Source organism: Chryseosolibacter indicum (assembly GCF_018598585.1).
Taxonomy (GTDB): domain Bacteria; phylum Bacteroidota; class Bacteroidia; order Cytophagales; family Cyclobacteriaceae; genus Chryseosolibacter; species Chryseosolibacter indicus.
This window is the reverse complement of the sequence record NZ_JAHESD010000085.1, coordinates 1-16,828: the sequence shown is the minus strand read 5'-3', so window position 1 is coordinate 16,828 and position 16,828 is coordinate 1. Positions and strand designations below refer to the sequence as shown.

19 protein-coding genes and 1 pseudogene are annotated in these 16,828 nt (G+C 40.0%); all 20 read right to left on the bottom strand.

The features are described from left to right. A pseudogene (locus tag KK060_RS22655) lies at positions 1-436 on the bottom strand (bifunctional riboflavin kinase/FAD synthetase); the annotation flags it as partial. Between the two features lie 12 nt (positions 437-448). Then, complete coding sequence (gene truB / locus KK060_RS22650; protein ID WP_254157110.1) at positions 449-1,102, bottom strand: tRNA pseudouridine(55) synthase TruB; 654 nt, start codon at positions 1,100-1,102, stop codon at positions 449-451. Beyond that, positions 1,099-1,890 (bottom strand): undecaprenyl-diphosphate phosphatase, encoded by a 792-nt coding sequence (locus KK060_RS22645; protein WP_254157108.1) that lies wholly within the window; start codon positions 1,888-1,890, stop codon positions 1,099-1,101. Before KK060_RS22645 ends, truB begins: the two co-directional genes overlap by 4 nt. A gap of 23 nt (positions 1,891-1,913) precedes the next feature. Next, positions 1,914-2,114: a DUF3098 domain-containing protein gene (locus tag KK060_RS22640; protein ID WP_254157106.1), complete on the bottom strand. Its 201-nt coding sequence runs from the start codon at positions 2,112-2,114 to the stop codon at positions 1,914-1,916. A gap of 10 nt (positions 2,115-2,124) precedes the next feature. After that, positions 2,125-3,009 carry a cell division protein FtsX gene (locus tag KK060_RS22635; protein ID WP_254157104.1) on the bottom strand — a complete coding sequence of 295 codons (885 nt, stop codon included), beginning with the start codon at positions 3,007-3,009 and terminating at the stop codon, positions 2,125-2,127. A gap of 146 nt (positions 3,010-3,155) precedes the next feature. Further along, positions 3,156-4,049 carry an anti-sigma factor gene (locus KK060_RS22630; RefSeq protein ID WP_254157102.1) on the bottom strand — a complete coding sequence of 298 codons (894 nt, stop codon included), beginning with the start codon at positions 4,047-4,049 and terminating at the stop codon, positions 3,156-3,158. A gap of 5 nt (positions 4,050-4,054) precedes the next feature. Continuing rightward, on the bottom strand, positions 4,055-4,594 hold the full coding sequence (locus KK060_RS22625; RefSeq protein ID WP_254157093.1) for an RNA polymerase sigma factor: 540 nt from the start codon (positions 4,592-4,594) through the stop codon (positions 4,055-4,057). 85 nt (positions 4,595-4,679) lie between these two features. Then, positions 4,680-5,099: a DUF2147 domain-containing protein gene (locus KK060_RS22620; protein WP_254157091.1), complete on the bottom strand. Its 420-nt coding sequence runs from the start codon at positions 5,097-5,099 to the stop codon at positions 4,680-4,682. 212 nt (positions 5,100-5,311) lie between these two features. Then, positions 5,312-6,322, bottom strand: coding sequence for a glycosyltransferase family 2 protein (locus tag KK060_RS22615; protein ID WP_254157087.1), 1,011 nt, complete (start codon positions 6,320-6,322; stop codon positions 5,312-5,314). 15 nt (positions 6,323-6,337) lie between these two features. Further along, positions 6,338-6,988 carry a protein-L-isoaspartate(D-aspartate) O-methyltransferase gene (locus KK060_RS22610; protein WP_254157085.1) on the bottom strand — a complete coding sequence of 217 codons (651 nt, stop codon included), beginning with the start codon at positions 6,986-6,988 and terminating at the stop codon, positions 6,338-6,340. Positions 6,989-7,546: 558 nt separating this feature from the next. Further along, the gene (locus tag KK060_RS22605; protein WP_254157083.1) at positions 7,547-8,527 is read right to left on the bottom strand and encodes a M23 family metallopeptidase; all 981 of its coding nucleotides are present in this window, start codon (positions 8,525-8,527) and stop codon (positions 7,547-7,549) included. Positions 8,528-8,540: 13 nt separating this feature from the next. Beyond that, positions 8,541-9,071, bottom strand: a complete 531-nt coding sequence (gene mog, locus KK060_RS22600; protein ID WP_254157081.1) for a molybdopterin adenylyltransferase — start codon at positions 9,069-9,071, stop codon at positions 8,541-8,543. A 355-nt stretch (positions 9,072-9,426) separates the two neighbouring features. Continuing rightward, positions 9,427-10,458 (bottom strand): oxygen-dependent tRNA uridine(34) hydroxylase TrhO, encoded by a 1,032-nt coding sequence (trhO, locus tag KK060_RS22595; RefSeq protein ID WP_254157079.1) that lies wholly within the window; start codon positions 10,456-10,458, stop codon positions 9,427-9,429. Between the two features lie 99 nt (positions 10,459-10,557). After that, a complete protein-coding gene (locus KK060_RS22590) occupies positions 10,558-11,184 on the bottom strand; it encodes a thioredoxin domain-containing protein (RefSeq protein ID WP_254157077.1) in 627 nt (208 codons plus the stop codon). After that, a complete protein-coding gene (locus KK060_RS22585; RefSeq protein WP_254157075.1) occupies positions 11,181-12,188 on the bottom strand; it encodes an amidohydrolase family protein in 1,008 nt (335 codons plus the stop codon). Before KK060_RS22585 ends, KK060_RS22590 begins: the two co-directional genes overlap by 4 nt. Before the next feature lie 71 nt (positions 12,189-12,259). After that, the gene (locus KK060_RS25130; protein ID WP_302180155.1) at positions 12,260-12,394 is read right to left on the bottom strand and encodes a hypothetical protein; all 135 of its coding nucleotides are present in this window, start codon (positions 12,392-12,394) and stop codon (positions 12,260-12,262) included. Positions 12,395-12,750: 356 nt separating this feature from the next. Beyond that, entirely contained in the window at positions 12,751-14,193 is a 1,443-nt protein-coding gene (locus KK060_RS22580) for a Gfo/Idh/MocA family oxidoreductase (protein WP_254157073.1), read from the bottom strand. A 24-nt stretch (positions 14,194-14,217) separates the two neighbouring features. Then, positions 14,218-14,871: a gluconate 2-dehydrogenase subunit 3 family protein gene (locus tag KK060_RS22575; protein WP_254157071.1), complete on the bottom strand. Its 654-nt coding sequence runs from the start codon at positions 14,869-14,871 to the stop codon at positions 14,218-14,220. 10 nt (positions 14,872-14,881) lie between these two features. After that, positions 14,882-15,325: a four helix bundle protein gene (locus KK060_RS22570; protein WP_254157069.1), complete on the bottom strand. Its 444-nt coding sequence runs from the start codon at positions 15,323-15,325 to the stop codon at positions 14,882-14,884. Between the two features lie 29 nt (positions 15,326-15,354). Then, a partial coding sequence (locus KK060_RS22565) for a GMC family oxidoreductase (RefSeq protein WP_254157067.1) occupies positions 15,355-16,828 on the bottom strand: 1,474 nt, incomplete at its 5' end.

Genomic DNA, 16,828 nt, shown 5'->3' with positions numbered 1-16,828 from the left:
ATTGAGGAGCGTTCAGTTTCAGTTGTTCAAAACTTCCTTCACGGTTTTTGCCGAAGTGGTGATCATAACCGATTACAAGTTTTTTTGTCCCAATGGTTTGAATCAATACTTTCTGAATGAACTCTTGTGAAGTAAGTTGAGAAAACTCTTTTGTAAAAGGTATTCTGATTAAATGTTGTATCCCTTGTTCTTTAATAAGCGCAGCCTTTTCTTCGAACGTATTTAAAAGCTTAAGGGATTCATCTTCCGGGTGAAGCACAAGGCGGGGGTGGGGCCAGAAGGTTATTACTACAGTTTCTCCACCATTTCTTTTCGCCACCTCTATCAACCGTTGTAAGATCTTTTGATGGCCAACATGTACGCCATCAAAAGTTCCGCTGGTGACCACAGCAAAGTCGAGCGGTGCAAAATCTTCAATGCCATGATAAATCTTCATGCGTAATACATTTTACTGTACATCATCTACTGATACTGCGTCAGTAAGATTATAACTACCGATCCTAGTTCTGCAAAGTTCTGAAAGGTATGCGCCTACTCCAAGGGCTTCCCCGTAATCACGCGCAATGCTTCTAATGTATGTTCCTTTCGAACAAACAATTCTAAAACTAATCTCTGGCAGCGCAATATTGGTTATCTCGAATTCTTTGATCTCTATTTCCCGTGTCTGAAGTATGATTTCCTTACCCTGCCGTGCAAATTCATATGCTCTTTTGCCGCCAACCTTTATTGCAGAATGCATGGGAGGTAATTGATGTACTTTGCCAATAAAAGAAAGTGCTCCTTGTCTGATGCCCTCATCTGTAAGAAATGAAATATCTTTTCTTTCTGATACCTCAGTTTCCAGGTCGTGTGATGGCGTAACCTGACCTATTACAAATTTGCCAGTGTACTCCTTCTCTAATCCCATGAACTCTTCGATACGCTTCGTCATCTTACCGACACAGATAATGAGCAGGCCAGTTGCCAGAGGATCTAAAGTGCCTGCGTGACCGATCTTTTTAATCTTGAGTTTGTAGCGTAGTTTGTTTACAACATCAAACGATGTCCAACCGTGTGGTTTATTGATAAGTAAAACCCTTCCTTCATCAGGTATTGGTGTCACACAATAGAAAGTTCAAGGCCCATGTAATACATTATAAGAATAGCGATGCCTACGACAATCCTATAATATCCGAATACTTTAAATCCATGCTTGGTTAAGAAGGCGATAAAAGACTTTATTGCTATCATGGCTACAACAAAAGCTACAACATTACCAATAATAAGTGCTGTAATTTCCTGCTCACCAAATGAACCTCCATCATTGAAGAATTCGTAAATGGAGAGAACAGTGGCAGCAAACATAGTAGGCACGGCAAGGAAAAAAGAAAACTCCGCAGCAGTCTTCTTATTTAATTTTTGTGAAAGACCACCTATAATAGTAGCAGCTGAACGACTTACACCCGGAACCATGGCAATGATTTGAAACATTCCTATTTTAAAAGCCTTGCTGTAAGTGATCTCTTCTTCGGTTACTCTGTCTGAAGCAAAGATTTTATCCATAAACAGGAAGAATATACCGCCTATTAGTAGCATATAGCCAACAACATCTACACGTTCAAGTAGTGCATCGATATAATCTTTGAATAAAAGACCGCCTATTACCGCTGGAATAAAGGCAACGAATAGTTTAAAATAAAACTCGAAAGACTGAAAGAAGCGTTTCCAATACAGTACTACAACAGAAAGGATAGCCCCAAGTTGTATTGCCACAGTAAACATTTTTGTAAAAGGATGTTGCGCTATTCCCATCAGCGAGGAGCCTATAATCATATGCCCGGTTGATGAAATGGGAAGAAATTCTGTAATGCCTTCAATGATGGCAAGGATGATAGCTTCAATAACTGACATAACTATAATTAATGGTGAATCAGTTATTCAGTTGGTTTATGAAGAATGGCATAAATCTCAATGATAAAACCTGCCATTATTACTATTGGCCCGAGTGTTAATCCGAGAAAGCCAAAACCGTGTTGATTTGGATCTAATGACATAATTGTAAAACCTACAATAAGAATGATGATCCCGATAATCATCCATTGATAGTTCTTTTTCCCAAAAGGAAGTTTATTCATATTTTAAAATTCAATAAAGTTCGTCTAACGACATTCTCAAGTACTTATGTATAGAAGCCAGGGTGCTTGCTACAGTAATAACTACACCCAGTATCAGTATAAGTAGAATAAGTTTTAAAAAATCATCAGGATTATGCAATGTTCTCAAGTCTATAATCTTTCCCTGGGCATAGTCCGAAAGCAACCAGAGAAGTCCACCTGCGACAAGACCACCCACAAATCCATAACCCGCAGCGCGGAATAAAAATGGCCTTTGTATAAACCAGCTTGTAGCTCCAACAAGCTGCATACTTCTTATTAGAAAACGTTGTGAGAATAATGCAATTCGTAGTGTGTTATTAATAAGTAGTACAACCGTTATTAATAAGATTACAATCAGGCCGGCAAGAAATAAACCGATTTTGGTGACGTTCTCATTTACTGCTTCAATTACGCCTTCAACATAGTATACCTGGAAAACGCCTGTCATTTTCTGGATGCCCGTTTTAATAGAATCCATCTTTTCTTTGGTGTGATAATCAGGATCAATGGTAATCAGGTAGGCATCTCTTAACGGATTCTCGCCTATAAACTTTGTGAAGTCTTCGCCGGTTTCGGCAATAAATTTCTTAGCTGCTTCATCCTTAGAGACAAAAGTTATTTTTTCTCCTGCTTCCTGAGAAATGTAAGGCAACGCAAGCAGCTTGTTTTCAATTTGAAGGCGTTGTGCATTGGTTAAGTTAGACTTCAGATAGACCTGCATTCTGATGTTCTGCCGGATCTGTTGCTCAAGCTTTTTTGAATACAACATCAGCAATCCAAAAAGGCCAATAACAAAGAGCGCAAGTGTAACACTTAGCATTACACCTACTGCGGGATATCCTCCTAGCTTCTTTTTACGGGTCGCTTTTTCCATGCGAGTACAAATTTAGGATAAAATACATAAGCCCAAACGTGGTAGCTTCACGTTTATTGGAAAACGCCAATTTCACGCGCTTTTTTATAAAAGAAAAACCCGCTGCAGTCATTGCTGGCGGGTTTGATCTTAATATTGAACTGAGGCTAATTCCCTCTGTATTCTTTCAATTTCTGAATTAAAGATTGATCGGTAATCTCTGTCAGTGGTTTGATCTTGTTGTCTTCTTCCTTTAAGAGGTAGTAGCCATCTTTGTAATAAAGGAAAAGCGTTCTTTTTTCTTCGGCAAAGAATTCCATTATCTCATAGAGATTCTTTTCGAACGGGCCATACAGGAATAATTTTCCATCTTTAAACTGGTAGTGAAAAGGGTATTTTTTATTGGCCTCATCTACTTCCACAGCAACAGATGGGCCGTCTTTTAATTCTCCCCCAATAACCGATTCATCCCTTATATCTGCAGAATTTGATTCTCCGGTATTTTCTGAAGATGGATCAAATATGTCAAGTACCGGTTTACGGTTTTTTGTAGAAGCGTTGGAGTCGGTCTTAGTGTTTACTTTTGTTTTATTTTTTTCAGGGGTAACAGTTGGCGTATTCTCAACTACAGGATTAGAAGATTGTTCTGTTTCAGTACTTTCCGTAGCAGGCGTTGTTTCAGTTACAGATTCATTTGCTGTGTCTCTGGCTTCTTCTGTCTGGTCAGGAGCAGTAACTGTTGTCTGATTCTCGCTGTTTTTGTTATTCTGATACAGGTACACACCTGTTGCTACAGCTCCTGCAACGAAAGTACCCAAAGCGAATTTTGCAATTGCTGAAGTTCCTGGATTTGCAGGTGGAATAGGAGTGTTGTTTAAAAGTGATTTTAGTTCAGCAATACGTTTGGCTTTAATTGCCTTAACAAGGTGCTGTTGTAAATTATATTCACTATTAAGTTGTGGGTCGGACTTAAGCTTTTGTTCAAAGTTAACTTTATCCTCAGCATTTAACCTGTTTGTGAGGTAGTCGTCTAACAATTCAAGATCTCTTTCTGTAGCCATGATACTTAATCTAAAAAGTCCTGCTCAGAATACTGAGCTTTCACCAATTCATCTAACTTCTTCTTACACTTATACTTCTTTGTTTTTGCAGTATCTGTATTGGCGAAACCAAGCTTCTCTGCAATGTCCTGCATAGATATTTCATCAAAGTAGTAATACATCAATACTTTTTTACACGTTTCGCCTAATTGCTCAATGCATTGTGCAATTATTCTTTCTTTCTCTGGGGTTTCGGTATCTATAGAAACTGCAGAATCCTTTTCTTCATTGGAGAGACGTTTTTTTCTATCCAGTTCTTTTCGCCATAAATTCTGGCAAATACTATAGATATAAGTACTTATTTTCGACGTCATCACCAGGTTTCCTGAAGTTGCCTTCTGCCAGAAGACAATTAAGGCTTCCTGATATATGTCTCGTGCTTCCTCTTCTGTGCCACTATTGGAGATCACCATTTTGGTCATCATCCGATAGTACTTTTTATACAGGAACTCAAGAGCTTTCTCGTCGCCTTTTTGAATACGGTCGAAAATCTCTTTTTCGTTCATGCTTGAGCTCGTCTTGAATACCATCCTTTAAGTGCTTGTAACCAGTAAAATTACCTTTTTGATGATAATTTAATCGAATATGTCTTTAGTTGGCTTTTTTCCAGGTTTGTGTTCTATAAAACGGACCCCAATAGCCCCTTACTTTCAAATGGTCTCCTTCTAGCCATAGTTTACATTTATAGATCTTACCATTTTGCGGATCTAGTATATTGCCATCTATATATTCATTTTCGGATAGTACCATGTCCTGTATAATCTCCATGCCGACAATTTTCTTTTTAAATCTTGTATCACTGTGATCGCAAGCTTCACATACAGGATCGGGATCTTCACCCGGCTTCCGGAACAATTTAATGATCTTGCCATATACTTTGTCACCTTTCTGAAAGATTTCTACTACCGATCTTTCATCTCCGGTATTGTCGTCAACTGTCTTCCATTTCCCGATAATACTTTGCCCATTTGCCAGAAAACACGAAAACAGGAGGGGGAGTAAAAGCTTCATGCTGGTTAATGTTAGTTCTTTAATCATTTAGTTTCTTAAAAATTCAATTTAAAGATAAGGTTACAGCTTGTAAACTTCAGCATAGAACGGCTATACGAAGATCAACCCTAATGATAACGAGTAGCAAATGAGCGAAATTGCCGCCTGCAAAGGAGAACAGCCTTTATTTTGGGATACTTTGGTCATTAACAAATCCAGATAGGATCCCGCCACTAGTCCGTTGTTAAACCCATTGAAGTAAATTGACTTTTAAAGGCTTTGACCCAGCGTTTCCATTGTGTAATACTACAGGACGAGTCGTTTTGAGATTGGATAAAACTGCCGAGATACCTTTCAGTAAAATCATTCGGAAAATTCTCCATTACATCCAGCTTATTCTGAAACCAGGCTTGATTAAGGTAGTGGTTAAACTTGATAAAATCGAAATGAATGGAGCGAAAGGAATTGACAGATGTTGTTATATAGGAAGTTTTTATTCTTTCTTCCGGTGACTTAGCGAAGGTACGCTGTTTATGCAGGTTCATCCATAGCAAAGCTTTCTTGAGTTGCTCGCTTTCATTTACTAGTTCTTGTGCATCCTTCCATAAATACAACCAGTATTGCTTATTAAAAATAGCTGATGAAACTGTGTAAAGATTATAATACGGAAGGAAGAAGCGGCTAGTAATTACGTTGCACTTTATGAGTAAGGACTTTAGCCTATACTTGTTTGTAAGGAGGACGCTGGCAAAAGCCTGGTTTTGTATGGGCAGCTGAGGGGCGATGAGTTCAACTTCTCGGTTAAGCTTGGTCTTCTCTCCTCTAATGATGTCTTTACTTGAGGCCCAAAACAACTTGGTTATGTTAACATTGTTCTTGCGCATTGTTTCTGACAAGACACCAAGATCAATTGGTTGTGTAACCCAGGCATCTTCTTCAAGGAGCAGAAAAAAATCAGAAACCCTTTCAATATGCTCGCGCCAAAATCTAACAGGAATATTAAGTTGAGCGTAAGCCTTTTTACCGCATAAGTGAAGTTGTATGGCCTCTGCTTTTTGTGAATAGTATTCTGACCTATATATTCTAATATCAGGAAACCCAGTTTGAATCTTATCCAAATATTGCTCAGGAGTACCATCGTCGAGAACAATAATACTTGCGTATCCCCTGATATGCTGTCGAATGCTCTTTAAACACCTTTCGAGGTAATAGGGTCTGTTGAAGGATTTTATAACTACATCCATAGAGTATAGAAACGATCAGCTTTTCCAGCCTTGCTCACCCAAAAGGGGCACAAAAGCAAACCCTTTAAACTCTGTTTTTATTAGTTTTCCTTCTTTCTTTCGGATTTGGAGCATGTATTGTTTTTCTCGATCTCCAACAGGAATCACTAAAATACCACCTTCAACTAACTGATCGACAAGGGCATTGGGCACAATAGGAGCACCAGCAGTTACAATAATCTTATTAAACGGAGCCTTTGCAGGGAGCCCTTTAGAACCATCGCCGTGAAAAAAATAGGGTTTATAGCCCATAAGCGGTAAAAACTCACGTGTTCTCTCAAATAAAACGCGGTTATACTCTATAGTATAAACCCGTACGCCCATCTCCATTAATATGCAGGCCTGATACCCGGAGCCTGTACCAATCTCTAAAACTTTGTCTCCGGGCTGCAATTCCAGTTTTTCGGTTTGAAACGCGACTGTATAAGGCTGCGAGATGGTTTGTCCTTCCCCAATTGGGAAAGCCTTATCCTGGTAAGCGTGATCTAAAAGGGCCGTTTCAAAAAAGAAATGGCGCGGCACCTTTCCAACAGCCGCTAATACCCGCTGGTCTTGAATACCCTTTTTTTCAAGGATTTTGACCAGTTTATTGCGCAATCCGCGTTGTTTATAGTTATCCTCGAGCATGCTATTTTGTCACAAAAAAGCCATTTTTTCAGGCTAAACAAAGTTTCTTTATTTCTTTAGGAAAATTGAGCGCTATGCTTTTACTTTAAAGTCCTCTCCAAACACAGTGAATTAGCATTTTGCCATAGCGTTTCCCTGTGTAACCTGCCTCAGCTCAGTACTTAGTACTGTATGGGGCAGGTATAGGAGGGAAAATTCTTCCGCTTTTCAGCGAAATCAATCCCGAAAGTAAGTTATTCAGACCGCTTCATCTACATAATCGTCAATTCATTTCGAATTTTGATTCAAAAACACTTTCGTAAGAACACATCATCATACATTGCTCATGCAGTGCATCAATGGTTGCGAATGCTGTTAAGAATTAGCAATTGATCTTAGGCCTTGAAATTTTAATTGATAAGAAGAAAGCCTTTGCTGTCGTATCATTACCGAAGGGAATATCGGTGAATCTTGTTCTACGACGAGCGCTGATTGGGCTTCTGCTATTTGTAGAAATGAAAAACGGATAACTGTTTGTGTTAAGTTATCCGTTTTAGTTTATTCTTTTTATAAGTTCTCTTACATTCCTAACGATTGGTTATCCATTGTTGCTAACTCAAGTATCTTCTCGTACTCAGAAGGAGTAAGGTCATTGAAGAAGTAGTGAACCGGATCTACTTGCGTACCATTAATGAATACTTCATAATGAAGATGAGGCGCAGTAGACATACCTGTATTTCCTACATAACCTATCAGATCGCCACGCTTAACCTGCTGGCCTACCCGTACATTAAAGCCATGCATGTGTGCATATCGGGTGCGGTATCCAAAACCATGGTCTATCTCCACCATTTTACCGTATCCACTAAACTTCACATCAACAACAGCTACTTTACCATCTGCGGTAGCATATATTGGTGTTCCAATACTTGCAGCGAAGTCAATACCAGAATGTAGTTTCTTTACTTTATAAACGGGGTGGATTCGATAGCCGAAGCCAGATGCCAATGCGATCAATTGTTTATTTGCAATAGGCTGTATAGCAGGAATAGCTGCATATAATTTCTCTTTTTGCTCTGCAAGAAGTACTACTTCATCCTGCGACTTAGATTCTATATAAAGTTTTCTTCTAAGTTTATCTACTTTTTCATGAAGGTCAATAACAAGATCTTTATGATCTATTGATTTTTCACGAATAGCAGCATATCGATCTGAACCACCGACACCCGCTTCACGTACTGATTTTTCGATTGGCTCTGCGCCTAAAACAACACGATAGATATTATCATCACGCTGCTCGATGTTGCTTAAGATGTTGTGAAGGTTCTCAACATCTTTGTTGAGGCTTGCATAATAGAACTCGAGTTCTTTTACCTCGTTTCTTAAAATGAGTTCTTTTGGTGATTCAAAATAACTGCTATAAAGAAATACGAGTCCCACTGCCATGATTACAGTAAGGGAAAGAATGCCTAAAGCATTTAAAATTACGTCACTTTTCTTCGTTCGTACGCGTTCGTATTTACATGTTTCAGTGTCGTAATAGTACTTGATCCGTGCCATAAGTCTCTACTAATTAAACATTCTGAGGACGGAATGCTTTGATTACGTCCTCGTTACACTCTATAAACGGTCCTTCAAGCAGATCAATGCAATAAGGTATCGCAGGGAAAACTGCATCCAGACACTGCCTGATAGCTTTGGGCTTACCTGGCAAATTTACAATTAATGTTTTATTTCTGATCCCCGCGGTCTGTCGCGAAAGGATTGCTGTAGGTACGTATGTAAGACTTTTGGCTCTCATGAGCTCTCCGAAGCCCGGCATCATTTTGTCACATACCGCTTCGGTAGCCTCTGGTGTAACATCTCTCTTAGCGGGTCCCGTGCCTCCTGATGTAATAATCAGGCAACAATTCTTATGATCAGCCATGTCAATCATCGTATTCTCAATAAGAGGCTGTTCATCCGGGATTATGGCATACTCCTTCTCCCAAGGGCTTTTCAAATACTCATTAAGCGTGTCTACAATTGCCATGCCCGGCAAATCCTTATAAATTCCCTGGCTTGCCCTGTCAGAAATGTTGATGATGCCTATGCGAATGGTCATTTTTAATTGATAATTCGATTCTTGATACTGGATTCTGGGCTCTGGTAACTTGATGCTCGATTTATTCAAGCATTGAACCATAATCTATTAATGGTTCGTGTAAATTTTGCGATCTGGCTTTCATGGGATTCTGCAATTGTTTTAAGAAGTTATTTAACCTCTATCTTCTGATCTGCTGTGCTTCTTCAAATTGTTCAAACGAAAAAAGAGAAAGAGTCATAGCATGAATATCTATTGATATCTTCGTTGTTGCCATATCTCTAAATTTTTATAACTCATGATCTTTTGAATCAAAAGAACCTACCATTGTCTAGCATCCAGGATCAAGCACCCAGCATCAGGCATCCGGAAACATTTACCTTACCTTCAAATTCAGTTTCTCCGATCTTCCCTTCTTAAAAACCTGTCTGCCTTTATTAATTCCTTTGCGGATTTCTTTTTGTTGTTCTATAGGAAGCACGATAATCTCTTTGCATTCATCAGAACAACATCCATTGTATTTTTCTGCGCATGCTTTGCATTGAATGAATAGTAGATGACAACCATCATTCTTGCAATTGGTATGATCATCGCAAGGGCTACCGCATTGATGACACTTGGCAATAATATCATTTGTAATACGCTCTCCGAGGCGTTCATCAAACACAAAGTTCTTTCCTACAAACTTGTTTTCAAGTCCTCTTTCTTTTACTTCATGTGTGTATTTAATGATTCCTCCTTCAAGCTGAAATACATTTTTAAAGCCGAGATGTTTCATCCATGCACTTGCTTTTTCGCAGCGAATGCCGCCTGTGCAATACATGAGAAGGTTCTTGTCCTTTTGTTCTTTCATGATGTCTTCAACAATCTGAAGCTCTTCGCGAAATGTATCTACATCCGGACAAACAGCGCCTTTAAAATGGCCTACTTCACTTTCGTAATGATTGCGCATATCCACAATAATTGTATTGGGATCATCAGCAAGTTTGTTAAATTGTTCTGCATTAACATGCGCACCCTGGTCTGTAACATTAAAGCTACCGTCGTCCAACCCATCCGCTACTATCTTTTTACGTACCAGTATTTTCAATTTGAAGAAAGATTTTCCGTCATCTTCAACAGCAATGTTCAGGCGAGCGCCATTAAGGAAATCGACACTGTATAAATAATCTTTGAATTTTTCGAGGTTTTCTTCCGGCACGCTTATCTGAGCGTTGATGCCTTCATCAGCAACATAGATTCTTCCGAGCACACCAATTACTTCAAGATTAGCGTATAGTATATCTCTGAATTCTTGCGGGTTTGTAATGTAGTGGTATTTGTAAAACGAAATGGTTTTTCGCTTTTGTGGGGTAGACTTAATCTTCTCCTTGAGAAGGCGACTGTCAATGCGGTTGTGTAATGCCATAAAGCGCTGATTAATTGCAGGTTAATCCAGTTCTTTAATTTATAATCCGCAAAAGTAAGAAATTTTTAAAAAAGATAAAGTATTCCCTTCTCCGAAAGTCTACTGTTGCTTCTTCTGAAGCTCGCCGCGGAGCAGGAGATTGTATTCTTCACATGTAAGAATACCATGCTCATTACAATAAGGGCATGTCTTATACTCGTCACCAAAGGCGCCACGTTTTATAATAACATGGTCTCCTTTACAAACGGGGCACGACACCTTACCGCTCGGACCACAGTCAATATCGTAACTGGAGGAAAGCACTTGCTCTGCTTTTTTGGATTCTGCAGCCCTTTCTTTCACAAGTTCTTCTTCTGATTTCCGAAGCCACGATGTTGCTTCCTCGTAGTGTTGACCACCTGTGCCTTTTAATTGAATATACTTATTAAGCCAATCTATACTCTGCCTGTATTGCTTTAAGTAGTACGAGTTTTTCCCAAAGAAGAAGGTGAGGTCTGAAGGAACGCTCTTAACATTTTCTAATACATATCTGAATTTCTGATCTGCAAGAAGATATTGTTCATTTTCCATGTAGTATACGCCTGAATCCAGCTGCCGTGCAGTCTCAGCTTTTTTACGTTGCTCCTCCTGCTTTAAATACTCAAGCGTGCGCGGGTTCTGGCTTTGGGCAAGTGCGGAACCCACGCTTAAAGTGAATAATATTAGTATTAAAAGTAAAGTTTTCATTCGAACCTGTTCTTATCTAATCCGAGCCATTCAAGCGTGGCGCCGTAAAAAATATCTTCTTTAACCTGTTGATCTAAATTCATCTCCTCAATAAACCGGCCAATTTCCAAATCTCCTAATGGAAAAGGATAATCGGTACCTAAAGTAATTCTTTTTGAGCCCTGGAGCTTCAAAACATATTCGAGCATCATTGCATCGTGTGTTACACTATCAACCCAAAACTTTCCGATGTAGTTTTTAGGAGGTACATTATTGTCGATAGCAACAAGATCGGGTCTGCATTCAAAACCATGTTGAATTCTTCCAATGGTAGACAAAAACGAACCACCGGCATGTGCAAAGTTTACTTTTAATCGGGGAAGCTTTTCGAAAATTCCTCCAAAGATCATGCAGCATATAGCACGTGTTGTTTCAGCGGGCATTCCAACAAGCCAGGGGAGCCAATAACGCTGCATCTGTTTTTGTCCCATCATATTCCACGGGTGAACGAGCACCGCCATTTGAAGTTTCTCACAAGCTTCAAAAATAGGGAAGAAGCGTTCTTCATTCAGGTTGAGATCATTGATGTTTGATCCTATCTGTACGCCCTGTAAGCCTATTTCTTTGCAACGTTCCAATTCCTGTATAGCAAGTTCTGTATCCTGCATAGGGATGGTGGCCAGCCCTAAATAGTTTTTAGGGTGCTTAATTATTAATTCAGCAATGTGATCATTAAGAAATTTTGAAAGATCAAGGCAATCAAGCGGTCGGGCCCAGTAAGAAAACATAACCGGAATGGTGCAAACAACCTGTACCTGTGTGTTATACTTTTCATACTCTTTAATTCTCAATTCGGCATTCCAGGCATTTTCTTTTATTTCCCGGAAGAACTGATTCCCACGCATCATCTTTGCGAACCCTTTCTTGTGATGTTGGAGGTATATAAAATCCCCATATCCGAACTTTTCAGTCCAATTCGGTAATTTTTTAGGGATGATATGCGTATGAGAGTCGATTTTGAGCATTTCGCTTAAGTTCTTGGTTGGTCTCGAATGTCAAAAATATAAGAAATGCCAGAATTTGTTTAACAGTATGTTTAATCCTTACCAGGATGCCGATAGTTGAACATCTTTGAGAATATTGCTAGTTTTCTTTGCGATATAAGCGTGAATACATCATTGCCGATGCCATTGCTTACCGTACTCATTGAATCTCCTTGACTTATTCCCATAGAATTGGTGTTTTTGAAACAAAAGTACGCTTGCACACCGCAATCCATACGCGGTGATAAATATTTTTAATTTATTTAAGGATTGATGTGTTTAGCATGATGATATCAGGGGTGTAACCTTCAAAATGTACGATGCGAGCACCATGCCAGCACCGTGCGTACAGTATGTCTGCGAGAAACAGGGGTGTTTTCTCGCAGACATGGTGCTGGCATGGTGCTCGCATGGTGCTGGCAGAATCCATTCCCAAGCCATTCGCGAGCCATGCTACCTTGCAAGAATGAAGTGATGGAATGGGTAAAAAAAAAGAGGCTGTTTTTTAAAGCCTCTTTTTTTATTTTGATTTAAAGGATAACTGTTAAGCCAGTTTCCATCCTTCTCTGTATTCTCTTTTTACAAATTGATTAGCCTCATCAAAGTTGGTGATCTTCATGTTTTCACCATCCCACAGAAGTTTAATGTTTCTACCCGGATAATCAAATCTGTTTGGCTGATCAGGTATCGGCTTCCTGATGTCCTGACTACGAATAGCAAGGTTACCCATAAGAACTGTTTCAGTTAACGGACCTGCAATTTCGAAAGGAGAGCTTACTTCCATTTTACCGTATCCTGCAAGACAAGCTTCTACCCATTGTGCGTAATGACCCTCAGCTCCCATAGGTACGCGCTTGATAGTTTGCGGTACGTTTGCTTCTGCATTTCTTGATGTAGGTATTAATGACGGCAATATCCCGTACGTGCCGCACATCATTTTTCCTTTTGTACCTACGAAAATAACACCATTACCGCCGTCACCCATTTTTTCATTAGGGCCTAATTCTTCAGGACGTTGTGGTTGTATGCCACCATCCATCCAATGAAGTTTTACAGGAGGTTTTCCATTTCTTTCAGGGAAGGTAAGAACGATGTAAGACGAAGGAGGACCACTTTCAGGGAAATAGCCTCTCTTGAATTCATCAACGTATACGCTACCAACGCTCGCTGTTACATCAGTTGGGTATTTAAGATTTAAGACTCTAAACGGAGGCTCTATGATGTGACATCCCATATCACCCAGTGCACCTGTACCATAGTCCCACCATCCGCGCCAGTTAAATGGAACAAGCTTCTCAACGTAGTCTTTGTAAGGTGCTGTACCTAACCACAGGTCCCAGTCAAGTTCTTTTGGTACTACACCTTTTTGTGTTGACCATGGAATACCTTGAGGCCATACGGGACGGTCTGTCCAACAATATACGGTATGAACATCTCCTATTAACCCGGCATTATACCACTCCATAAGCTGGCGCACACCGTCACCTGATGCACCTTGGTTACCCATTTGGGTAACTACTTTATATTTCTTTGCAGCTTCTGTTAGTATACGTGCCTCATAAATGTCGTGCGTTAGTGGCTTTTGAACATATACGTGTTTCTTAAGCTGCATAGCTGCCAATGCCTGAACAGCGTGGTTGTGATCTGGTGTTGATACGGAAACAGCATCAATGTGCTTGTGTTCCTTCTCAAGCATTTTACGGTAGTCTTTATAATATTTTGCCTGAGGGAATGCAGCTACTGATTTGGCAGCCCTGCGGTCATCAACATCGCAAAGAAATGCTATCTGCGCTTTTCCGCTTTTTGCAAAGTTGGCAATATCACTTTCTCCTTTACCTCCTACGCCTATACCGGCAACATAGAGTGTGTCACTTGGTGCTCTGTAACCTTTACCAAGAACAAAGCGAGGAACGATGGTAAAAGCTGCAGCGCCAACGCCTGCAGATTTTATGAAATTCCTTCTTGAAACTTTCTTATCTGATTTCATTTGGTTAAGTGTTTTTCTTCCTGACTATGTATGTTTTACACTGATCTCAAGTGTTCTTTCGTCATATTTCATCCCGTATTGGTCTAGTACATCCTGCGGAACGCCATCCCACTGGTTAGGACGATTACCTGCATACCCCAGATCCTTAATGCCAATTTCACTGGTAAAAAATCCAGTAGCAGTAAGATCGCGCATCAGGTTAAAGAAAGCAACACCTGCAAGCATTTCTGGTTTAGCTTTTTCAGGATATGCTATTTCATCAACCATAGCAATTTGTTGTTCTTTGGTACAAGAAGCAAAGTCAGCATTATGACGTCTCATCATTTGCAGATCGAGCCATTTAATGCCACCGCGCATTGGTATCTGGTGACGTGGCATATCTTTAACAATGAACTCGATGAACTCAGGTACTTTTGCATCAGTTGCACTTCCCGATACTTCATCTGCCGGAATAATAATATCAGCAAGTACTGAGATCGTCTTCATTTCATGCTCATCAAAGAACTTCTCCGAAAGTAATTTCCGTTCATATTCAAGCTCGGCTTTGGTTCTGTCAATGGTGAACTCTTTGGTTACTTCAGGTGCCTGTGGTTGTTTATCATCTTTACAACCCTGTAGCAAAAGACCCGCTCCTGCAGATCCGGCTACGAGTGTTTTTAAATATTTTCTTCTGTCCATGATGCTTTGTTTAAGGTTCAAGGTTTAAAGTTTCAAGTTTGGACGCCAGATAATCCTCATCGGGTTCTTGAAACTTCTGACCTTTTATTGGTGAGTCCATTAGGTAGGACATTAAACTACTAATCTTTCTACTGATTATAATAGATTTGTTTTTTAGCCGTTCAAACTGTTCATTGTTAATATGTTTTCGGTCTAATGCTCTGTATAGTTGAGATCGAACTTCAGCACAAGAGGCTTTTGAGATGGATAAGAATTGAATAAATTCTCTATTGCCACCTCTTTCGAATCCTTCTGCAATGTTATCCATTATTGATCCGCTTGATCTATTGATTTGGTCTCGAAGTCTGTAGTCCTTAGCAAAGGTTCCTGTTAATGTAACTTCATAAATTTCTTTGCATAGCTCCCTTGCTAACCTCCACGCTTCGATGTCTTCAAACGTTTTGAAAGTCGGCATAACATTAAACCTTTAACTTGTAACAACAATCAAATATTCTGTTTCTTAATCTGATCAATCATATACTCTGAAGCACGCATTGAGAGTGCGAGTATCGTCCACGTTGGGTTTTTGTCGGCCTGAGAAACAAAAGGTCCGCCGTCAACTACGAATAAGTTTTTACAGTCATGTGCCTGGTTAAACTTATTTACAACCGATTTTTTAGGGTCATTGCCCATCCGTGTTGTTCCAACCTCGTGAATAATTCTACCAGGGGTCTCTAATCCCCAGTTGTTTTCTGCTGAGCCATGGCCAAAAGTTACTACACCTCCCATTTTATCAATGATTTCTGCAAAGGTCTCTTTCATGTGTTTGGCCTGCTTAATTTCCTGGTCACTCCATTTGTAATGGAAACGGAGAACAGGGATACCATATTTATCAACTGTTGTCGGATCAATCTCACAGTAATTGTCCTCGCGGGCAATAGCTTCACCACGCCCCGACATACCAAATGTAGCACCATAAAAGTAACGGTAATCGTCTTTAAGTGATGTGCCATATCCACCTGCATCTTTTACTTTGCCATCGCGACCAGGATACTTTCCATTTGTATTTTGAATTCCAAAACCAAAGCCATAGCTAGGCATGCCCATACCCCCCCAATATTCAATGTGGTAGCCACGGGCGAAATCTAATTTCTTATTATCTAACCACCATGGTGTATATACGTGCATACCGCCAACACCGTCTTCATTATAGCGCTTTCTGCCTATAAGTTTAGGAAGAATACCGCCCATGGAAGCTCCTGTTGAGTCATGAAGATATTTACCTACTACATTGCTCGAGTTTCCAAGGCCGTTGGAGTGTTGTTTTGATTTCGAGTTGAGTAGCAACCTTGCAGATTCACAGGCGCTGGCAGCCAACACTACAATTTTTGCGTTTACAACATACTCCTGCATGTCGTCTTTGTTAACATAAGATACACCTGTAGCCAGGCCTTCATCATTTGTTAATACTTCGCGCGCCATGGCATTTGCGATTACATCTACATTGCCGGTTTCTAATGCAGGTTTTACAAGAACCGAAGATGACGAGAAATCGGCATAAACCTGGCATCCGCGATTACATTGGGAACAGTAGAAGCATTGGCCACGTTTGTCGTTGATCTTTTGTGTAAGAATGGAAAGACGCGATGGTATTACCGGAACGCCTATTGAAGTAGCTGCTTCTTTAATGAAGAGCTCATGTAGTCTTGGTTTAGGAGGAGGAAGGAAGATTCCATTCGGCTCGTTGTCGAAGTTTTCTTTTGATCCGAAGACACCAATAAGACGGTCGACTTTGTCGTAATAAGGAGCGACATCATCGTAACCTATTGGCCAATCGTCACCCAATCCGTCAATACTTTTTCTTTTGAAATCTTTAGGACCAAAACGAAGCGATATTCTTCCCCAGTGATTTGTTCTTCCGCCCAGCATTCTTGACCTGAACCAATCGAACTCCGTTCCATTTTTATGGGTATAAGGT